This is a genomic window from Herminiimonas sp. GW821-FHT09C12 (assembly GCF_059416385.1).
This window is the reverse complement of record NZ_JBWKPC010000001.1, coordinates 1,157,783-1,177,691: the sequence shown is the minus strand read 5'-3', so window position 1 is coordinate 1,177,691 and position 19,909 is coordinate 1,157,783. Positions and strand designations below refer to the sequence as shown.

Here is a 19,909-nt window from a genome sequence, read left to right as displayed (position 1 = left end):
ATCCTCCACTGGAATGGCGTGCAAAAGCGTCGTTTCAGCCCGAAATACCCTATTGATGTGAAAGCTCAAGATGTCTCTCTTCCAATCCAGAAAAGATACCTACGCACTGGCCTCAGTCTGCCTTGCTGCCTTGATGTTCGCCCTGGAAATATCCAGCGTGCCGGTCATTTTGTCTACGCTAGAAAAAGTCCTGCATGGCGATTTGAAAGACATGCAATGGATCATGAATGCCTACACCATCGCCTGCACCACCGTGCTGATGGCGGCTGGCACGCTGGCCGATCGCTACGGCCGCAAGCGCATGTTCATCATTTGCCTGCTGTGCTTCGGCATCACTTCACTGATCTGCGGCCTGGCGACATCGATGCCGACGCTAATCGTCGCCCGCTTCCTGCAAGGCATGAGCGGCGGTGCCATGACTATCTGTCTGATGGCGATACTGTCACATCAGTTTCAGGATCGTGCCATGCGCAGCCGAGCCTTCGGCGCGTTCGGCATCATGCTGGGAGTCGGGCTGGGATTTGGCCCCTTGATCGGCGGCGCGATTGTGGCGCTGTTGAACTGGCAATGGGTATTCCTTGTGCATGTTCCGCTGACGGCGCTGACCGTGCTCCTGGCCTACCAAGGCGTAAAAGAATCACGTGATCCGCACGCGAAAAAACTCGATCTGCTGGGCATCATTACGTTGTCGCTCTCCGTGTTCGGACTGACTTACTTCATCACGCAAGGTGCAGATCTCGGCTTCAGTAGCTTGCCTGCGTTGATCATCATTGCGGTAACAGTCTGCAGCTTTGTCGCCTTCATCATCGTGGAGAAGAGTCGTTCGCATCCGATGTTCGACTTCTCTGTTTTCAAGAGTCGTAATTTCTCGGGCGCGATCATGGGTTCCATCGGCATGAACTTCAGCTTCTGGCCTTTCATCATTTATCTGCCGCTGTATTTTCAAAGTGCGCTCGGCTATGACGCTATCCACGCCGGACTGGCCTTGCTGGCTTACACGCTGCCAACGCTGATCGTGCCGCCGTTCGCCGAACGTTTGTCGCTGCGCTACCAGCCGCGCCTGGTGATTCCCGCCGGTTTATTCATGATCGGACTCGGCTTCATGCTGATGCGTTATGCGAGCGGCTTGCCAGACGCAAGCTGGCTGACCATGTTGCCGGGCTCCTTGCTGGCGGGCATAGGATTGGGATTGACGAATACGCCGGTGACCAACACCGCGACCGCTTCTGTCTCCAGCAGTCGCGCCGGCATGGCGTCGGGTATCGATATGAGCGCGCGTCTGATCACGCTGGCCATAAATATTGCGTTGATGGGTTTCATACTGCTGGAGAGCGTGCTGGCTTCCTTGAAGAATAGCGTAGTCGGCATTCTGCCTGACACGCAGTTGCGTCTCGCCGCCGAAATGGTCGCGGCCGGCAATGTGACCGGACTCGCACAACGCATACCGGAAATCGTGCGGTTGAATGATGCGGAAGCGCTATTGCATACGGCACTGGTACATGGATTCGGCACAGTGATGCTGTATGGCGGCATCGGCGTGTGGATATTAGCGGCGCTTAGTTATGTGATCTTCGGCCCGAGGATGGCACATCAGGCTGCGCCGGCGGAAGTTGGCAAGCCACTTTAATTTTGTAGAAGCTTTGCCTATCAGTTGCTCTTTATAGCGTTAGACTTATCAGTCATTCGCGAGAAGCAAGGCACTGATAGGCAAAATCAGACATCGATACGCGTTTCAAACTTGCTGCGATTAATCGAGAAAAAACTGCGCACATTGCGCACATTTGCATGTGCCGCAAACAGGCGATGCGCCAATGCATTGTAGGCAGGCATATCCGCCACCTGTACCACCAACACAAAATCCGGCCCCGGCGAGACGCGATAGCATTGCAGCACTGCGCTTTCTTTCGCCACCAATTCCTCAAATTCCACTTGTCGCTCGGCAGCTTGATTATCCAGCGTGATCTCGACTATCGAGGTCAAACGGGCTCCCACCATATCCGGCGCGACGATGGCGACCTGCCGCTCGATCACACCAGCATCGACCAAACGCTTCACGCGGCGCAGGCAAGTCGGCGGCGAAGCATGCACGGCAGCCGCCAGATCGTTGTTGGTTTGCGACGCATCCGTCTGTAATGCATTCAGGATGCGGCGATCCAATTCATCTAGCGCGATAGCTTCTTTGTCCATTTATTAAAAATAAGTAGATTATTTGAATTTATATTTCATCATTAAGTACAAGTGAAATAATAAACCACTTATAACTAAATTTAGGAATCTTATTTCATACCCGTTCCACTAGTATTGTTCAATTCATTCCAAATACAACGAGGTTTTCATGTGCGGTATCGTCGGTGCAGTCGCTCAACGTAACATCACCCCTATCCTGGTCGAAGGACTCAAGCGTCTTGAGTATCGCGGTTACGACTCCTGCGGCGTGGCCTTGCATGTAGACGGTAAATTGCAGCGCGCACGCAGTACCGCACGCGTGGCCGAACTCGAAAAGCAAATCGAGCACACCCACCTCGCCGGCTTTACCGGTATTGCGCACACACGCTGGGCGACACACGGCGCACCGGCATCGCACAATGCGCATCCGCATTTTTCCCGCGACCGTATTGCACTCGTGCATAACGGCATCATCGAAAACCACGATGAACTGCGCGAAGAACTGCAAGCGCTCGGCTATGTGTTCGAAAGCCAAACCGATACAGAAGTGATCGCGCATCTGGTCGATCATCTATATACAGGCGATCTGTTTGAAACCGTCCAATTGGCGACCAAGCGTCTGACTGGTGCTTTCGCAATTGCAGTATTCAGCCGTGACGAACCGCATCGCGTCGTCGGCGCACGTCGCGGCTCGCCGCTGATCGTCGGCGTCGGCAATGGCGAGAACTTCCTCGCATCCGATGCTTTAGCATTGGCCGGCACCACCGATCAAATCATCTATCTGGAAGAAGGCGACGTCGTTGATCTGCAATTGCAACGCGTGTGGATCGTTGATGCAAACGGCAAGCAGGTAGAGCGCGAAGTCAAAACCGTACACGCCCACACCGGCGCAGTCGAGCTTGGCCCGTATCGTCATTACATGCAAAAAGAAATCTTCGAACAACCGCGCGCCATCGCCGACACGCTCGAAGGCATCAGCAGCATCACGCCAGATATTTTCGGCGACAAGGCATTCAGCATTTTCAAGAAGATCGATTCGGTATTGATCCTCGCTTGCGGTACCAGCTACTACTCCGGCATGACAGCCAAGTATTGGATAGAAGCCGTCGCCGGCGTGACCTGCAATGTAGAAATCGCCAGCGAATACCGCTATCGCGATAGCGTGCCGAATCCAAATGCACTGGTTGTCACTATTTCGCAAAGTGGTGAAACCGCAGATACCCTGGCCGCACTGCGCCATGCGCAATTGCAAGGCATGTTGCACACACTGACCATCTGCAATGCAGCAACCAGCGCGATGGTGCGCGAATGCGAACTCGCCTACATCACACGCGCAGGCGTGGAAGTCGGCGTCGCCTCGACCAAGGCCTTCACCACGCAACTCGCCGCATTGTTCTTGCTGACACTCACACTGGCGCAAGTAAAAGGTCGTTTGAGTGAAGAAAAAGAAGCTGCCTTCCTGAAAGAAATGCGCCATCTGCCAGTCGCGATCAGCTCCGTGCTGGCGCTGGAACCGCAAATCATCGCGTGGGCAGAAGCCTTCGCTCGCAAGGAAAACGCACTCTTCCTCGGTCGCGGTATCCACTATCCGATCGCACTCGAAGGCGCGCTCAAGCTCAAGGAAATTTCATACATCCACGCTGAAGCGTATCCAGCCGGTGAACTCAAGCACGGTCCACTCGCACTCGTCACAGAAGAGATGCCAGTTGTTACCGTCGCGCCTAACGATTCGATGATCGAGAAGTTGAAATCGAATATGCAAGAAGTGCGCGCACGTGGCGGTGAACTCTACGTCTTCGCCGATGGCGATTCGCGCATCACTTCAGACAAAGGCGTGCACGTGATTCGCCTGCCGGAACATTACGGTTTGCTGTCGCCGATCTTGCATGTGATACCGCTGCAATTGCTGGCATATCACACGGCGCTGGCACGCGGCACTGACGTTGATAAGCCACGCAATCTGGCTAAGTCAGTGACGGTTGAATAAGCTGACACGCGTGAACACAACAAGTGTTCACGACAATTAAAGCTTGAGACAACATTAAAGTCTGGAACAAAGCAAAAGAGGCTAGAACAATAATTGTTCTAGCCTCTTTCTTTTTATCGGCACCTCAACCAAAGCCCACTCTTCTTACGAATACTTTTAAACGACTGTCATCGACCCAAAGCTGACGTTAAGTAAAGCAACTTATCAGGCTGCAATAACTGACTATATGAGCGATGACACTATTGAGTTCCGATAGAGTGGAAAACGGTTGCCACCGTCCACAATACTGTGCGCTGGTCAATCAAGGCGTGCACCGGACTATCCGGCAATTCATCCATCAGTCTGTGCATGGCCGACTCAGCATCATCGGCAGAGGCCCAAAGAAGCATATCGACGATGGTGCCATCGTTACGCTGAGCGATCCTCCGCGATCTGAAGCCTGGTTGGCCTGCTAACCAACTATCAACGTCATGGTTACCCAAAACGAACTCGTCACAGGTACAGCCTTTAACCAGTTTGAAAGTCGTAATTTCAATTGCTTCTGTCATTTCGTTCTTTCTTATGTAAATTCGATTTCGATATGATCAACTAGATGTTGTAGCCGCCGGCAACTTCAATCGTCTGCGCGTTAATCCAGCCATTATCCTCGGATAGAAGACTGGCGATCACCCGCCCCACATCGTCGGCCTCGCCGATTTTTCCGAGTGCGGTTTGGCCGGCAAGCATGGTTTCGAATTCGGGAGTTTGATTGAATGCCTCGCTGGTCATATCGGTGCGGATGGCTCCCGGCGAGATCGCATTCGCACGAATTTTGCGCGGACCGAATTCCTTTGCCATATAGCGTGTCAGCACTTCCAGACCGCCTTTGAATGCAGCATAAGGTGCGACACCCGGCGTCGCGACACGGATCGTTGCACTCGTCATGTTGATGATGTGCCCACCTTCAGCCATCAGTGGCAGCAATGCTTGAGTCAGGAAGAATGGTCCTTTCAGATGCACATTCAACAAGCCGTCAAACTCTGCCTCTGTTACAGCGTCGATCGCATTGAAGTTGCCATAGCCAGCATTGTTGACCAGGCCGTCGAATCGATCACGACCCCACGTTGTCTTCAACGCTACGCCCACATTATCTCGAAACCACGTAAATGATGCGACGTTCGAGACATCGAGTGACAACGCCACGGCCTTTCCGCCCGCAGCTTTTATCGCATGCACAACGGCCTCGGCGCCTGTTGGATGACTGTTGTAGGTCAGGATGACGCCCATTCCCCGCTTTGCGCATTCAATTGCAGTGCTAGCTCCAATACCTCGGCTACCGCCGGTAATAACGATGATGCTCATGTGTGATTCCATTCAAAGAGGTAGTTAAGGGTATGAATGGATCATAGGCGGCAGACGCAACACGAGCGTGCTCGTTTTTGCCAAAAACATGCCTATTTCTGCTTTCTGCTTTCTGCTTGCGACATTCGTTACATTGCGATTAGATATCATCCATGGACAATCAATTGAATGAACTGAGAGCTTTAGCAGCGAGAGCAGAAAATCGTCGCACAGAGACGGGGATTCCGCGCGTGACAATGGTTCAAGGCGCAATTCCAGAGCACGAGCTGTCAGCTGTCTATGAGCCCATGATCAACCTGATTTTGCAAGGCAGCAAGTCGATGACGGTCGGTGACCGCATCCTGCATTATTGCCCTGCCAACTACTTCGTCATGTCTATCGACCTGCCTGCGGTCGGTACCGTATCGCCGGCAACTTCTGGAGAACCCTACCTCGCTGTAGCGTTGACATTGAACCCCACAATCATTACGAACCTACTCGCTGACTTGCCTGAACCTATCCAACGTGAAAGCAGGAATACAGGCTTTTCCGTGGCAGCGGTGACGGACGAATTGATGGATGCGTGGGTACGCATGCTGCGTTTAATGGACAAGCCGACTGACATCCCGGCGTTGGCACCAGTGTATGAACGGGAGATTCTGTTCAGGGTACTGCAGGGGCCACATGGCGGCATGCTGCGTGACATCGCAACGCCGGACACAGCAATGGCACGAGTGAATAAAGCCATCCAGTTAATACGGAGTGATTTCGCTGAACCCTTGCGAGTTGAGATGCTGGCAGAAAAAGCGATGATGAGCGTATCGGCATTCCATCGCCACTTCAAGGCCGTCACCGCAATGAGTCCGCTGCAGTACCAGAAACACATTCGTCTGTTACAGGCACGCACGCTTCTCATCACTGGGGGCAAAAACGTAACTTCTGCCGCCTTCGAAGTGGGCTACGAAAGCCCGACTCAATTCAGTCGCGAATATACCCGCACGTTTGGTCTTTCACCTGCACGTGATTCGTCACGAATCGTCGCTGATATGCGACGTATCGCTGCGGGCTCACAGAATTGATTTACGCTAGTTCGAATGATCACGAGAGGCCGTACGGCATCAGAAGTATCAACCGCGCCGCGCCGCCTCGATTGCAGCGATGTCGATCTTAGTCATCTCCATCATGGCTTCGAATGCGCGCTTGGCCGCAGCTGGATCAGGATCGGTGATCGCGGCAGTCAGGGCGCGTGGTGTGATCTGCCACGACAATCCCCATTTATCCTTGCACCAGCCACATGCACTTTCCTGGCCATCGTTTTCGACTATCGCATTCCACAGGCGATCCGTTTCAGCCTGGTTATCTGTCGCTATCTGAAACGAGAAAGCCTCGCTGTGTTTGAACATCGGACCGCCGTTCAAGCCGAGACAAGGAATACCCCCCACCGTAAACTCAACCGTCAACACATCACCCTCCTTGCCTGAGGGATAGTCACCGGGCGCGCGATGAACAGCATCTACTGTGCTGTCAGGGAATGTTTCAGCGTAGAACTTTGCAGCCTCCAACGCGGTACCGTCGTACCAGAGACAAATCGTGTTTTTTCTCATCATCTTGATTCTCCTGAATTGAGACAGGCAACCGAGTTGCCATTCGCCAATCAAGCTTTAACGCTGAGATGTGCTACCGGATAAATTCGATTAGCTTTTTTGAAATGGGTGCCGCAAGAATTCGCAGTACTCGCTAATTCTATGTCAGCTACTGGCGAATGTAAGAAGCTGATTGCCGAAATTATTTAACTATGGGATATTGAACGCCATGAAATATTTCCACCCACACACTTCAGCGATTATTTGCACCATTCAAAGCATGGTGGGATAGCGTTTGTGTTGAAGTAGCTAAAGAACCCGCCCCAAGAGGCGGTTTTTTTTCGACTGCTTTTGAGGGAATTTACCAAGTAGTCATCGGAGATATCCATGGAAACAAGCACGCAAGAGCTACCTACACTGCATCTGGTATGCGGAAAAATTGCCTCTGGCAAATCGACATTGACCCAACGGCTCGCGGCAGAACCGAAAACAGTCCTGATCAGCGAGGATGAATGGTTGGGCCAGCTTTTCCCGGGTGAAATAAACACCCTGCAGGACTATGTGCGCTGTACCACCAGGCTGCGTAGCATCATGGGCGTGCATGTCGAACACTTGCTGCGCGCTGGGATTTCGGTCGTACTGGATTTTCCGGCGAATACATTAGATAGTCGCAAATGGATGCGTAGTATTTTTGAGCATGCCAGTTCGGCCCATAGCCTGCACTATCTGGATGTCTCCGATGAAGAGTGCAAGGCGAGACTACGACGTAGAAATAGTGACGGCTCGCATCAATTCACGACCAGTGAAGCAGAGTTCGATGCGATCACTCGCTATTTTGTAGCACCATCTTTTGTGGAAGGTTTTAACGTCGTTAAGGAATAAATGCGGCCCCGATGAATAGCTGCTTGAAGTAGAAAACCATCAGCCCGTTAACGGCCAGAAGCAGTCTTTAAATATTTTGAAGCTTGATTTGATATGACTATTGATGATTTTCCCCTCACTTTTTGCTGGATATGCATGGCGCTATTTGGAGCGTCGATTATTGCAAGGCAACTAATTCGAGAAAAACTGTTTCATCTGGTTTTGGCAAGACGTAGTTTTACACTTGATTGTTCATGGTATGCAATCACACAGCATGGGATTGGAACGTCACTTCGGACGAAGTATGTATGGGGGAAAACTTCACGTGAGATGTTAAAAGACATTGAATTAAGGAATCTCATCATTCTTGCCAGAGTAGCATCTGTCGGTCTGTATTTAGGCTGTGCTGGCGTATGCCTCACATTCATTTGGTGGGCTTTGGGTTAAAAAAAGAAGTCCTGATTATGTCCGCAATCAGCTAGCTGCAAGCATTCAAGAGAACTTGCAGCTATAAAGACCATTCATCTCGACGTTTCAAAAATCTACACTTCTTTAAGACAAAGTCATGCCGCGACCGGCGACATGTCAACATCATGCTTCTGCTTGTTGCTCGCCACGTCGAGATCCGCGCGCTGCACACCGTTCTTGGCCGCGACGACTTCCGCCATGATGCTGATGGCGATTTCGGATGGTGTCTTGCTGCCGATGTAAATGCCGACCGGGCCGTGCAATCTTGCCAAGCGTTCGTCGCTTAGTTCGAAATGTTCGGCAAGTCGCATTCTGCGTGCGGTATTGTTGCGTCGACTACCGATGGCACCCACATAAAACGCGGAACTCGCCAGCGCCTCTATCAGCGCCATATCATCGAGCTTGGGATCATGCGTTAATGCGACGACACAACTACGTTGGTCCAGCTTCATCGCTATCACGGCATCGTCCGGCATGCCTTCGATGAAACGGACATTCGGTACTGACCAGCCACGTCGATATTCTTCACGCGGATCACAGACTGTCACTGCGAAACCGCTGAACACTGCCATCGTCGCCAGATATTCTGTGAGCTGCCCCGCGCCTATCAAGAGCATGCGATAGCCCGGGCCGAAGACAGCTTTTACTTCATGTTTGGTGACGGTCAATGCAGATGGGCGCTCTGCCGGAGTCAAAGTGACGCGCCCACTGGCAAGATCGATGCTGCGTTGTACCAATGCACCACCTTCCAATTGCTGGACCAGTTGATCGAGCACAGCCGCATCTGCATTGAACTCCAACAGCAGCTCCAGCGTACCGCCACAAGGCAGCCCGAATCGATGCGCCTCATCGGCGGACAGACCGTAACAATCCCATTGCGGACGGCGCGCGCTTCCTTCCTCAGTGACAAACTTCTCCCAAGTTGCGAAGCGCGCAATCAAGTCATCCTCGATGCAACCGCCGGAAACCGACCCAACCACGCTGCCCGTTTCGCACAGAGCCATCAGCGAACCCACCGGTCGCGGTGATGCGCCCCAGGTTCGCGTTACGGTTGCGAGTACGGCGTTCTTTCCTTGCCGACGCCAGTCACGCAAGGTTCGCAGCACGATCAGATCGAGGTTTTCCATCAGAACTCCTTATCCGCCCAGATAGGCGCGACGAATTTCCGGATTGGCACGCATTTCTGCAGAGGTACCTTGTGTCACGATCTGACCGTTTTCCAGCAGATAGCCACGGTCGGACATGGCGAGCGCAGCATAGGCATTCTGTTCCACGATCAGCACCGTCGTTCCTTCGCTGCGTATCTCCTTGATCAAGCTGAAGATCTGCTCGACGATATTCGGTGCCAGCCCCAGCGATGGTTCATCAAACATCACCAGTCTGGGACGTGACATCAATGCGCGTGCAATCGCCAGCATTTGTTGTTCGCCGCCAGACAGCGTTCCTGCAACCTGCTGTACGCGTTCACGCAAGCGTGGGAACTTGTCGAACATACGCTCCATATCATCGCGCACGCTCGTCTTGTCCTTGCGCCTATACGCACCCATCTCCATGTTTTCACGAACCGTCAGTTGCGGGAAAACACGGCGTCCTTCTGGGCAATGTGAAATGCCATGGTCGATGATCTGTGCCGGCGAAGCACCTGAGACGAGATGACCATTCATGCGGATACTGCCGTGTGCCAGCGGCTCCAGTCCATTGATGGCGCGCAGCGTAGTCGACTTGCCTGCGCCGTTGGCACCGATCAGGGTAACGATTTCGCCTTCATTCACTTCCAGCGAAATCTTGTTAACACCAGTGGTGGCTCCGTAGCGTACGGTGATTTCTTCAAGCTTCAGCATGTTCAATCCCCGATCCAAGATAGGCGCGAATGACTTCAGGGTCATTCTGAATTTCCGATGGCGAACCAGTGGCGATCAAGCGTCCATAGTTCAACACCACAATGTGATCCGAAATCGACATCACCATGTGCATGTCATGTTCAACCAACAGCACGGTGACACCGCTGTGGCCTATGCGTCTAACCATTTCCTTGAAGGCTTCTGTCTCTGAAGGATTCAAACCTGCAGCCGGCTCATCCAGCAATAGCACCTTGGGCTTGGCGGCAAGTGCAAGGCCCACACCCAGTAGACGCTGTTCGCCATAAGACAAATTGGATGCCAGGGTATTGGCTCTTGCCCCCAATCCCAGAAAAGCCAGCAAGTCATTCGCCTGCGACTTCAAGTCATCTTCTTCACGGCGAAACTTCTGCGTACGCAACAAGGCATGCAGTACGCCGCACTCACCCTTCAAATGCAAGGCAGTGAGTATATTTTCCGCTACGGTACATGCCGAGAAGATGCTGGTGCGCTGAAAGCTACGCACCAGACCAAGCTGCGAGATTTGTTCCGGAGCCAGACCGGTAATGTCATGACCGAACAATTTGACGCGGCCGGAAGTCGGTTTCATATAGCCGGAAATAACGTTATAGGTCGTCGTCTTGCCTGCACCGTTAGGGCCGATCAAACTGACGATCTTGCCGGCTGGCACGGAGAAGCTGGCGTTATCCACCGCCGTCAAACCGGCGATACGCATGGTCACGCCTTCGAGTTCCAGCGCGGGAGTAGTGTTCATTTGGCTCATGCTGTTTTCCTCCGCACGACAGGTGCCTGCTCTTTCAATGCTTTTGAAGAAAAGCGACGCAGCAGATTACCGGCCGATGGCACCACACCTTTAGGCATGTAGACCAGTACGGCGATCATCAATACACCGTAAATCATCCATTGGATTTCAGGCGAGACCACACCGCGCAATACTTCAGGCAGCAGACCAAACAGCAAGCCGCCAACCACCGGCCCTGCCAGCGTGCCCTTGCCACCGACGATGACCATGATGACCATCATGATGGTGAACATAAACATGAAGACATCCGGATCAATAATCCGAACCGTATGCGCATACAGTCCGCCAGCTGCGCCGGCAATACCAGCGGCAAAGATGGTAGCGATGCCGAGATAGTGCGTCACGCGTATGCCAACCGAACGTGCCAGCACTTCGTTTTCACGCAAGGCGATCATGGCGCGACCGACGCGGCTGTGGACGATGGCAGCAACCAGCAGATATGACAGCACACCTATGCCCAGCACCAACCAGTAAGTCGACGCCTTGCTGACCAAATCGATCACGCCTTCACCCGGCACCCACATCGTCAGCGCCGGTATGCTGTTCAATGCCATCGGACCTTCTGTCAGATCAACCCAGTTAAGCGCGACCATACGCGTGACTTGGGCAAAGCTGATCGTGACAATCACGAAGTAAGCACCGCGCACACGGAACGCCAGCTTGCCCAGCAACCAACCGCAGATGGCAGCAACCGCAATGCCGCAGATGAAGGAGAGCCAGACTGGTTTGGGATCGACCACCAGCGGCGTAGTCATACCCCACAAGGTGACATCAAAGCCCAGCGACATGAGTGAAGTCGTGTACGCACCCAAACCGAAGAAGGCCACATGCCCAAGACTCAGTTGCCCGGTAAAACCAAGCAACAGATTCAGACTGATGGCAGCGATGATGAAGATACCTGCCGAGGCCACGACCGACAGCAAGTATGGATCAGGCCATACCAATGGCAAAAGAGCCAGTGCCAACACAGAGACAAGAAAAGTGATTTTCTTTTTCATGATCAACCTACCCTTTCCCGGACGGTAAACAAACCTTGTGGGCGGAAAATCATGACCCCAAGAATGACAAGAAAGCCCAGTGCATCGCGATAGGCAGTGGAGATATAACCGGCGCCAAACTCTTCAACGATAGCCAGGACGAAGCCGCCCAAAGCTGCACCGGGTAGATTGCCCAGTCCGCCGAGAATAACGATGGCAAATGCCTTCAGACTCGCGAGATCACCCATGGTCGGCGTCACTACGAATACCGGAGCCAGCAAGGCACCCGCTACCGAAGCGAGACAGGAACCCAGCGCAAAGGTCAGCGTGTACATATGTGACACATTCACGCCGACGATCTTCGCTGCATCCTTGTCCTGAAAAGTGGCACGCATCGCCAGACCAAGACGCGAACGCTCGATCAACAGATAGAAAATCACCAGTAAGGCCACCGCTGTCGCCAGCACGAACAGGCGTATCGGGGAAACAGAAATTGCGCCCCACACGATAGGTTCCTGACTGAATGGTGAAGGCACAGATTTAGCGACACCGCCCCACATCAGCAATTCCGCGTTCTGCATGATGATCATCACGCCGATCATGATCAGCATGACTTCATCAATCGCCTTCAGATCACGACGGCGCAGCAGGAAGTACTCAATCGCCGAACCCAACAAGAAGCCGACGATAGCCGCCACTATCAGCGAGCCGAAAAAATTCATGCCGAACATGGCAACCACGCCATAAGCGACATACGCACCCAGTGCATATAACTCGCCGTGCGCGAAGTTCACTACCCGCATGATCCCGAAGATCAATGTCAGGCCGATCCCGAGCAAGGCGTACGTCGAGCCCAGCACGAGAGCGTTGAGCATATGCTGTAATAATTGGTCCACAGGATTCCTCCTGCAGGCGGTGCGATCAATCAGGTATCCGCACTACCCACGTGTAGGTGAGAGAGAGCGAAGTCGCAACACGCGACCCCGCACGCTATGCATTACTTGACCGTAACTTGGCCGTCTTTCAGTTCGACGACGTAGACATTCGGTGCAGCCTGACCACTCTCTTTACCGGCAGGACCTTCCTTGCTGAAGGCAACGTCACCGTTAGCGCCTTGGACTTGTACCTTCCACAGCGCATCACGGATGGCAGCAGGTTCTGCCTTGCCGGCAATCTTGATCGCTTCGGCAATTGTCAGAATCGCGTCAAAGCCACGGAAGCCTTCGGTCTGACCAGCGAATTCCAAACCACGTGCTTTCCAGCCATCCATAAATGCCTTGGCAATTGCCGGATGCTTGGCACGTTCAGGTGCCCACGGTGCGAAGAACAACAGATGTTGACTGACATAGCCTTTCGGGCCAGGTGTCTTCAACAATGGTTCTGGAAACGAACCGCCGGTTGTAATGATGCGTTGTGGCAGACGTTGTTCGCCGGCTTGGCGAATCGCGAGCGTCAACTGTTCGATACCCGAAGTCACGATCACGGTGTCGGAACCGCTACCCTTCAACGAAGCCAGCTGTGCCGAAAGATCGGTCATGTCTGGTGTCATGGTTTCGGTACGACCGATGGCGATGCCTTTGGCTTCCAGCATTTTCTTGAACTCAGCTGCAGCGCCCAGGCCCCAGTCATTGTTCACTGCCAGGAAATCGACCTTCTTGATCGCCGGGCTGTAACCATCGATCAGTTTGGCAAATGCTTTTGCTTCCATCGCAGAGGTCGGGCTGGTGCGGAATACCCATGGATTACCTGCGGTCGTGATCTTGCTCGACGATGCGGTTTCTACTACCAGCGGTACGCCGTACTCGGTCAGCTTAGGCATGATCGCGAGCGTGAAGGTGGAACTCCATGCACCCATCAGGACAGGCACCTTATCTTTCAAAATCAATTTCTCTACCGAGTTGACGGCTTCGCGCGGATTGGACTTGTTGTCTTCGATGACAAGCTGGATCTTCTTGCCCAGCACGCCGCCGTTTTGATTAATGTAATCAGCTGCAATACGTGCGCCGTTGGTGACATAGGTACCGGATGCTGCGACAGGTCCAGTCAATGGTTCAGTCACGCCGATTTTGATGGTCTCTTGCGCATAAGCGGAAGTCGCTGCAAACATGGCCAAACCGATGGCCGCCAGAGATTTTGAAATTTGCCAATTCATGATGAGTATCCTTTGTGTCCGAAGTGAAGGAGTAAATAAATGATTAATTAAGTGTGTTTAATTTCGACGACTGGAAAACAAGCCGGACAACCAGGCCTTGAGTAAAGTCCAGAGGTCTATCGAAGAGGTGTCTCTCTGTGCGGGACGAGGTGCGACAGGTTTAGCCGATGCCATATCGGATACACCACTGCCATGCACATCGCCCGCTGTAGCAGGCTGAGGCAAACGTGCCTGCAAGTTCTCCGCAAACTGTTTGGTCAATTGTTCAGCCAGTGCGCGCACGATGCCTTCGCGACTGAACTGCGCGAGCGAACCTGTGATGGTGTGATCGACCTTGACCTGCACATTGGTGCCACCATCTGGTGCTGCGGTGACTAAAAAATGTGCCTCACCTTTTACGCGACTATTGCTGCGCGCATCGACTGCGGTGCCGACTATCGCGCCGCTATTCGATGCCTCGTCCAGATTCAATCGTCCTTGTCCGGCAAAGCCGGCTGCGATAGGGCCCAACTTGACCTTGAACAGCAGGGGAATTGCACCCTCTTCGCTGGCCGTCGCAGCAGTATTAATCGAAGCTCCAGGTAAACAATCCACCAGCAACTCAATATCGTGAAAAGCTTTCCAGACAACGTCAGTCGATGCTGCGATGTGAAACGATTGTTCAAGCTGCATGAATGTTCTCCTGTGGTGAAACGGATGGTGCACGTACACGCAACACACTTAAGATGGCGCGGACAATGCCGAAGTAACCGGTACAGCGGCACAGATTGCCCGCCAATTCTTCGCATACCCGTGCCTCATCGGCTTGGGGCAAACGCGTGACGATGTCGCGTGCCGTCATCAACATGCCCGGCGTGCAATAACCACACTGCAACGCATGTTCAGCCGAGAATGCAGCACGCAGTTGCGCCATGACGGGATCGTTGTCGAAAGCTTCCAGCGTACGAATTTGTTTACCTTCGAAACGCTTGGCTGATTGCAGGCAGCTACGTTGCGGCGCGCCATCAACTTCGATAGTGCAAGCGCCGCACACGCCTTGCTCGCAGCCAACATGTGTAGCCGTCAATCCGCAGTGATCACGCAAGGCATCGGCGAGATGAGTGCGTGGCTGCAGTTTCAGTTGGTAGCAGCGATCATTGATATTCAGCTGTACGTCGGTAATTTCTACCGCTGGGAATTCAATTGGTAATGCGCTCATCGTGTTTTCCCCATATCCAATGCCACCAACCTCAACATCTCCATCAGAGACTGGCGGCGATCAAGTTCAAGATCAGGTGCAGCCTGCATCACGATCTGTTCACGTACTGCTGCTTGCAACAAATCCGTCATCAGACCCGGGCGTTCGACAACTTGCGGCGCGCCATCCAGCGCACCCAGCACCACGCGTTCCGTACCGTCGCTGGCATCGCGCATGCCTGATGCCATTGCATGTGCCAGTTCACCGGTCTTGCGACATAGCTTGTGATACGACCATTGCATGCCGCTCATGCGCTTCGACACGCTGACGGCGATCAATATTTCGCCATCTATCAGTTGTGTTTCATAAGCAGAGGTCATGAAATCGCGCGCTGCGATATCGCGCTGGCCAGAAGGGCCAAGTACATGGAGTGTTGCGCCCAGCAAAGGCATGGTGCTGATCCAGTCGGCCGCAGGATCGGCATGACAAAGACTGCCTCCCAGCGTGCCGCGATTGCGCACCGCACGATAGGCAATGCCGCGTGCGACAAACGGCATCAAGCCCTGGCTAGGATCGAGTACGCGCTTGTCTTCGATGGAAGCATGCGTCGTCATCGCACCGAAGCGGATCGCATTACCGGTATCGCTGACTGCGCGCAAAGATTCAAATGCATCGAGATCGAGCAGCGTGTCCGGTTGCGCCAGACGCAAATTCAACATCGCGCCAAGTGACTGACAACCTGCTACAGGCTTGCTGCCCCAGCCACCTTCGGCCAGCAGCGCAGTCGCTTGAGCAAGATCATCTGTTCTGGTCAAACTGTAGGCAGAAGGTTTCATGCGTGTACCTCCTTCTTGGCAGCCGCAAGTGCTTCCAGCACGCGACGCGGATTGGCAGGACATTGCGTCAGCTCTGCGCCCAGTGCGTACAGTGCATCGTTGATGCCGTTGATGATGGCAGCCGGTGGTGCGATTGCACCGCCTTCGCCGATTCCTTTTTGTCCGTACTTGCTGTTCGGACTTGGGGTTTCCATGTGCAGCAATCTGGTCGGCGGCATTTCGCCGGCACCTGGCAACAGATAATCTTGCAGGGTCGATGCCAGCGGCTGACCTTCGCTGTCGAATGGCATCTCTTCGTACAGTGCGGTACCGATACCCTGTGCCAAGCCGCCATAGATCTGGCCATCGACGATCATCGGGTTCAGCAAGACACCACCATCTTCACAAATGACGTAATCAAGGATTGCGACATGACCAGTGGCGGTATCGACTTCGATCACGCAGGTATGACAGGCATAACTGAAAGTGCCTGCATCCGGCATCATCTTGTAACCTGCGACGACTTCCAGTCCGCCTGGATCGACTGAGCCGACAGGCAGTTTTTGTGGCGCGCGATACCAGGTGTGCGCAATCTCGGCCAGGGACACACGCTTGATGCTGTCTTGCACGCCGACTGTACCGTCTTTCAAGCTAACCAAGCTGGCATCGGTATCGAGTAGAACACCGGCGATCGCTTTGATGCGCTCGGCCAGTTGTTCACAAGCGGTGCCGACCGCGCCGCCTGCCATCACCGCACAACGTGAGCCCCAGGTTCCTGTGGAATATGGCGTCATGCCGGTATCGCCGTGGATCACGCGCACTTTTGCGATATCAATACCCAGCACCGTATGCGCGACTTGCGCCATCGATGTTTCCAGGCCTTGTCCGTGCGAATGCACGCCAATACGTAATTCGAGAATGCCATCAGGTGTAAAGCGCGCCGTGCATTGTTCGTAACCCGGCACCATCGGTATGCCCCAGCCGTGATAAACGGAGGTGCCGTGTGCGCCTTGTTCGCAGAACACTGCCATGCCGAGGCCGAGGCGCTTCTGCGCTGCGTCATCGCCATTCGCGGCATGACGTTCTTTTTGACGTGCACGCCAACCGTCCCAGTCGATCGCTGCCACTGCCTTGTTCATGCAGGTCGTGTAATCGCCGGAGTCGAACAATTTGTTGGTGATATTGCAGTAGGGCATGGCTGATGCCGGCACCAAACTCTTGGCGCGCAATACATATGGCTCTATACCAAGTTCGCGTGCCGCGATATCCAGCATTACTTCAAGAGCAAAGCAGACACCAGTACGTGCTACGCCGCGATACGGCAAGATAGGTGGTTTGTTGGTAGCAGCCGAGCGTGTACGACAAACAAAGCTGTCCATTACATACGGTCCCGGCAGGATGGAGCCGATCTGCGCGCCTTCCAGACAAGCACTGAATGGATAAGACGAGTAAGCGCCCGAATCGACCACCGCATCGCAACGTATGCCAGCCAGTCTTCCTTCATGCGTTACATCGACTGCTATGTCATAGCCGTGTTCGCGGCAGTTCGCATTGGCACTCAACTGCTCGCGTCTGTCTTCCAGCCAGCGCACCGGACGCTTCAGGTATATCGCCAGCCAAGCGCAGCAAATTTCTTCTGGCAGCAGAATGCCCTTGTAACCAAAGCCGCCGCCGACGTCTGGCGAGATGACGCGTATCTGTCCTTCATCCAAACCCAGACATTCGGCCAGACCGGTACGATTGATATGCGGCACTTGCGCGGCTGTGTACATGATCAACTGATCTACGCGGGTATCCCACCAGCACAGAACCGCACGACCTTCCATCGGTGCCATGCATTGGCGTGCCATGCGCAATTTGCGACTGACACTGTGCACTGCTTCCTCAGTTGCGCTCACACGGCGATCAACATTGGTTTCTGCAAAGACGTTTTCGCTCCAGTCGTCATGCACACGCGCATCGCTGTCCAAGGTGCCGTACATATCGGCCAGAACAGGCAATTCCTGATAATCGACCACCACACTTGCGGCGACATCTTCAGCGCAGGCGCGGTCAGTACCGATACAGGCAGCGACCAATTCGCCGACATGGCGCACCTTGTCTTGTGCGAGTGGGTATTGGGAGGAACGTTTGAAACCGGGTAAAGAAGATGTAGCCACGATAGGACGTACGTCCTTCATGTCTGCCATCGTGTAGACCAGATGCGCCATACCTTCAGGCTTCTCGATCTGGCCGAGGCGTGCATGCGCAACCGGCGAGCGGACAAACGCCACTTCAACCATATCGGGCATACGCATATCGCCGACATATTTACCTTGCCCCAACAGCAGTCGCTTGTCTTCCTTGCGCAATACCTCGCGACCAATTCCTTGATCGGCACCGGCTTGTATCAGCAACTCGGGCATCACCAGATCATTCATCAATTTCTCCTGAACATTGCCGGAAGTTGAAATTAGAATTCAACTTTTCCGCGTCTCTAATAATTATGTGGCATACCACATTTATATAGCCATGTGTCATTCATTTTTGCATTACGAGCATGAATTATTTTTCACCTCCTTTGCGCTGTACTACGATTTTATTTGCAAGTGTTCTTCCTGATAGAACACTGTGCAAAGCCGCGATACTGAATACTGCACATCAACTTCAAAATGCGTTTTTTATGCTACGTCCACATACATAGAACTCACGAAATACCTTTAGCAATGACCATGCCAACCTTGCAGACATGTCAGATATTACGCTACACAAGTCATTGATTACAATATAAATTATTGCTTTTCAATATATGTGGTACAGCACATTTATTAGACTTTTATCAAACAATGTTCTTGAATGAAGACCGATATTTGTTGTTGTACATGAAAATCACAGCATTTGCATCAAATTGGAAAAATTTTGTCTCAAAAAAGTGCAAAATTATTTTTATGTACGCACTATTTTTGCTCGCAACGAAATCCTAACAAGACATCTCATCGCGCACAGCAAGCTGCCATGCGCATGTACAACAAACGCGATGAATCATCTCAAAGTGAATGAGAAAATGCACGCTGCACTGCAATGCGGCGAAATTTAAAAAGGAAAGAAAAGTTTTAGCGCGCTTTGAGTAAAGGCACGCGATCTGTGGCCTCGGAATCGACCAACCTCACCATCAGAAGAATGAACAGCTGGCGCTCTTCCGGCGAAAGATTTTCGATAGTGCGGTCATGTGCCTTCTGTACGGCAGGACGCATTTTTTTGACCAGCGCACGCCCCTTGCGGGATAGCTTGACGTATTTGACGCGCTTGTCGTGCTCAGACTGGCTACGCGCGATCAACTCTCGTTGCTCCAGGCGCGGCAATACTTCCGCCACGCTGGTGCGTTCCAGACCGATATGGTGCGCGAGTGAGTTCTGATCCAACTCGCCATACTCTTCCAGCGCCGTCAGTAGACTGTATTGCACCGGCGTGATGTTGTATTCCTCAGTCTCTTCCATGAACAATGCGCTGTGGATCTGATGTAACCGACGAATCAGGAATCCAGGACGTGTCAGTAACAGGGATCGTGCCTGTACTGACTCCATTTCACTCGTCAGAAAGGGAAAAGCTGCTTCTTCAATCATGTTCATGGATGGTCAAGGTATATAAAAGAACTGGATGGAATCCGGTCTGCCGCAAACCAGAAGTATATGTGAATCCGCTTTAGAGCCAATAATATAAATAGATTATAAATGTGGTGCACCACATTTATTTAAAGTTAGCA

At 52.9% G+C, this 19,909-nt stretch carries 19 protein-coding genes; 4 read left to right on the top strand and 15 right to left on the bottom strand.

Annotation, left to right across the window (positions count from 1 at the left end):
• Positions 1–70: 70 nt before the first annotated feature.
• A complete protein-coding gene (locus AC07N2_RS05545; RefSeq protein ID WP_494777380.1) occupies positions 71–1,627 on the top strand; it encodes an MFS transporter in 1,557 nt (518 codons plus the stop codon).
• A gap of 86 nt (positions 1,628–1,713) precedes the next feature.
• Here the strand turns inward: AC07N2_RS05545 and AC07N2_RS05540 are convergent, their stop codons facing one another.
• Positions 1,714–2,187: an Lrp/AsnC family transcriptional regulator gene (locus AC07N2_RS05540; RefSeq protein WP_494777379.1), complete on the bottom strand. Its 474-nt coding sequence runs from the start codon at positions 2,185–2,187 to the stop codon at positions 1,714–1,716.
• 148 nt (positions 2,188–2,335) lie between these two features.
• On the opposite strand from AC07N2_RS05540, the gene glmS reads away from it, so the two are divergent.
• On the top strand, positions 2,336–4,153 hold the full coding sequence (glmS, locus tag AC07N2_RS05535) for a glutamine--fructose-6-phosphate transaminase (isomerizing) (RefSeq protein WP_494777378.1): 1,818 nt from the start codon (positions 2,336–2,338) through the stop codon (positions 4,151–4,153).
• A 239-nt stretch (positions 4,154–4,392) separates the two neighbouring features.
• Here glmS and AC07N2_RS05530 read toward each other — a convergent pair whose 3' ends face one another.
• Entirely contained in the window at positions 4,393–4,701 is a 309-nt protein-coding gene (locus AC07N2_RS05530; protein WP_494777377.1) for a hypothetical protein, read from the bottom strand.
• A 40-nt stretch (positions 4,702–4,741) separates the two neighbouring features.
• Positions 4,742–5,494: an SDR family NAD(P)-dependent oxidoreductase gene (locus AC07N2_RS05525; protein ID WP_494777376.1), complete on the bottom strand. Its 753-nt coding sequence runs from the start codon at positions 5,492–5,494 to the stop codon at positions 4,742–4,744.
• 152 nt (positions 5,495–5,646) lie between these two features.
• Here AC07N2_RS05525 and AC07N2_RS05520 point away from each other — a divergent pair, with 152 nt between their 5' ends.
• Entirely contained in the window at positions 5,647–6,552 is a 906-nt protein-coding gene (locus AC07N2_RS05520) for an AraC family transcriptional regulator (protein WP_494777375.1), read from the top strand.
• 48 nt (positions 6,553–6,600) lie between these two features.
• On the opposite strand, the gene AC07N2_RS05515 is transcribed toward AC07N2_RS05520, so the two are convergent.
• Complete coding sequence (locus AC07N2_RS05515) at positions 6,601–7,080, bottom strand: VOC family protein (RefSeq protein ID WP_494777374.1); 480 nt, start codon at positions 7,078–7,080, stop codon at positions 6,601–6,603.
• A gap of 363 nt (positions 7,081–7,443) precedes the next feature.
• On the opposite strand from AC07N2_RS05515, the gene AC07N2_RS05510 reads away from it, so the two are divergent.
• The gene (locus AC07N2_RS05510) at positions 7,444–7,938 is read left to right on the top strand and encodes a P-loop nucleotide/nucleoside kinase family protein (RefSeq protein ID WP_494777373.1); all 495 of its coding nucleotides are present in this window, start codon (positions 7,444–7,446) and stop codon (positions 7,936–7,938) included.
• A 542-nt stretch (positions 7,939–8,480) separates the two neighbouring features.
• Here the strand turns inward: AC07N2_RS05510 and AC07N2_RS05505 are convergent.
• From AC07N2_RS05505 to AC07N2_RS05455, 11 genes are all read right to left on the bottom strand, one after another.
• Positions 8,481–9,512 (bottom strand): XdhC family protein, encoded by a 1,032-nt coding sequence (locus AC07N2_RS05505; protein WP_494777372.1) that lies wholly within the window; start codon positions 9,510–9,512, stop codon positions 8,481–8,483.
• A 9-nt stretch (positions 9,513–9,521) separates the two neighbouring features.
• Positions 9,522–10,226 (bottom strand): ABC transporter ATP-binding protein, encoded by a 705-nt coding sequence (locus AC07N2_RS05500; RefSeq protein ID WP_494777371.1) that lies wholly within the window; start codon positions 10,224–10,226, stop codon positions 9,522–9,524.
• Positions 10,213–11,007, bottom strand: a complete 795-nt coding sequence (locus AC07N2_RS05495; protein ID WP_494777370.1) for an ABC transporter ATP-binding protein — start codon at positions 11,005–11,007, stop codon at positions 10,213–10,215. The genes AC07N2_RS05500 and AC07N2_RS05495 overlap by 14 nt, the downstream gene beginning before the upstream one ends.
• The gene (locus AC07N2_RS05490; protein ID WP_494777369.1) at positions 11,004–12,044 is read right to left on the bottom strand and encodes a branched-chain amino acid ABC transporter permease; all 1,041 of its coding nucleotides are present in this window, start codon (positions 12,042–12,044) and stop codon (positions 11,004–11,006) included. The genes AC07N2_RS05495 and AC07N2_RS05490 overlap by 4 nt, the downstream gene beginning before the upstream one ends.
• A gap of 2 nt (positions 12,045–12,046) precedes the next feature.
• Entirely contained in the window at positions 12,047–12,919 is an 873-nt protein-coding gene (locus tag AC07N2_RS05485; RefSeq protein WP_494777368.1) for a branched-chain amino acid ABC transporter permease, read from the bottom strand.
• 101 nt (positions 12,920–13,020) lie between these two features.
• Complete coding sequence (locus AC07N2_RS05480) at positions 13,021–14,175, bottom strand: ABC transporter substrate-binding protein (RefSeq protein WP_494777367.1); 1,155 nt, start codon at positions 14,173–14,175, stop codon at positions 13,021–13,023.
• 57 nt (positions 14,176–14,232) lie between these two features.
• A complete protein-coding gene (locus AC07N2_RS05475; protein ID WP_494777366.1) occupies positions 14,233–14,847 on the bottom strand; it encodes an SRPBCC family protein in 615 nt (204 codons plus the stop codon).
• Positions 14,837–15,373: a (2Fe-2S)-binding protein gene (locus AC07N2_RS05470; protein ID WP_494777365.1), complete on the bottom strand. Its 537-nt coding sequence runs from the start codon at positions 15,371–15,373 to the stop codon at positions 14,837–14,839. Before AC07N2_RS05470 ends, AC07N2_RS05475 begins: the two co-directional genes overlap by 11 nt.
• The gene (locus tag AC07N2_RS05465) at positions 15,370–16,188 is read right to left on the bottom strand and encodes an FAD binding domain-containing protein (RefSeq protein WP_494777364.1); all 819 of its coding nucleotides are present in this window, start codon (positions 16,186–16,188) and stop codon (positions 15,370–15,372) included. The genes AC07N2_RS05470 and AC07N2_RS05465 overlap by 4 nt, the downstream gene beginning before the upstream one ends.
• Positions 16,185–18,587, bottom strand: coding sequence for a xanthine dehydrogenase family protein molybdopterin-binding subunit (locus tag AC07N2_RS05460; RefSeq protein WP_494777363.1), 2,403 nt, complete (start codon positions 18,585–18,587; stop codon positions 16,185–16,187). Before AC07N2_RS05460 ends, AC07N2_RS05465 begins: the two co-directional genes overlap by 4 nt.
• A 672-nt stretch (positions 18,588–19,259) precedes the next feature.
• Positions 19,260–19,775 (bottom strand): MarR family winged helix-turn-helix transcriptional regulator, encoded by a 516-nt coding sequence (locus AC07N2_RS05455; RefSeq protein WP_157889164.1) that lies wholly within the window; start codon positions 19,773–19,775, stop codon positions 19,260–19,262.
• Positions 19,776–19,909: the final 134 nt, after the last annotated feature.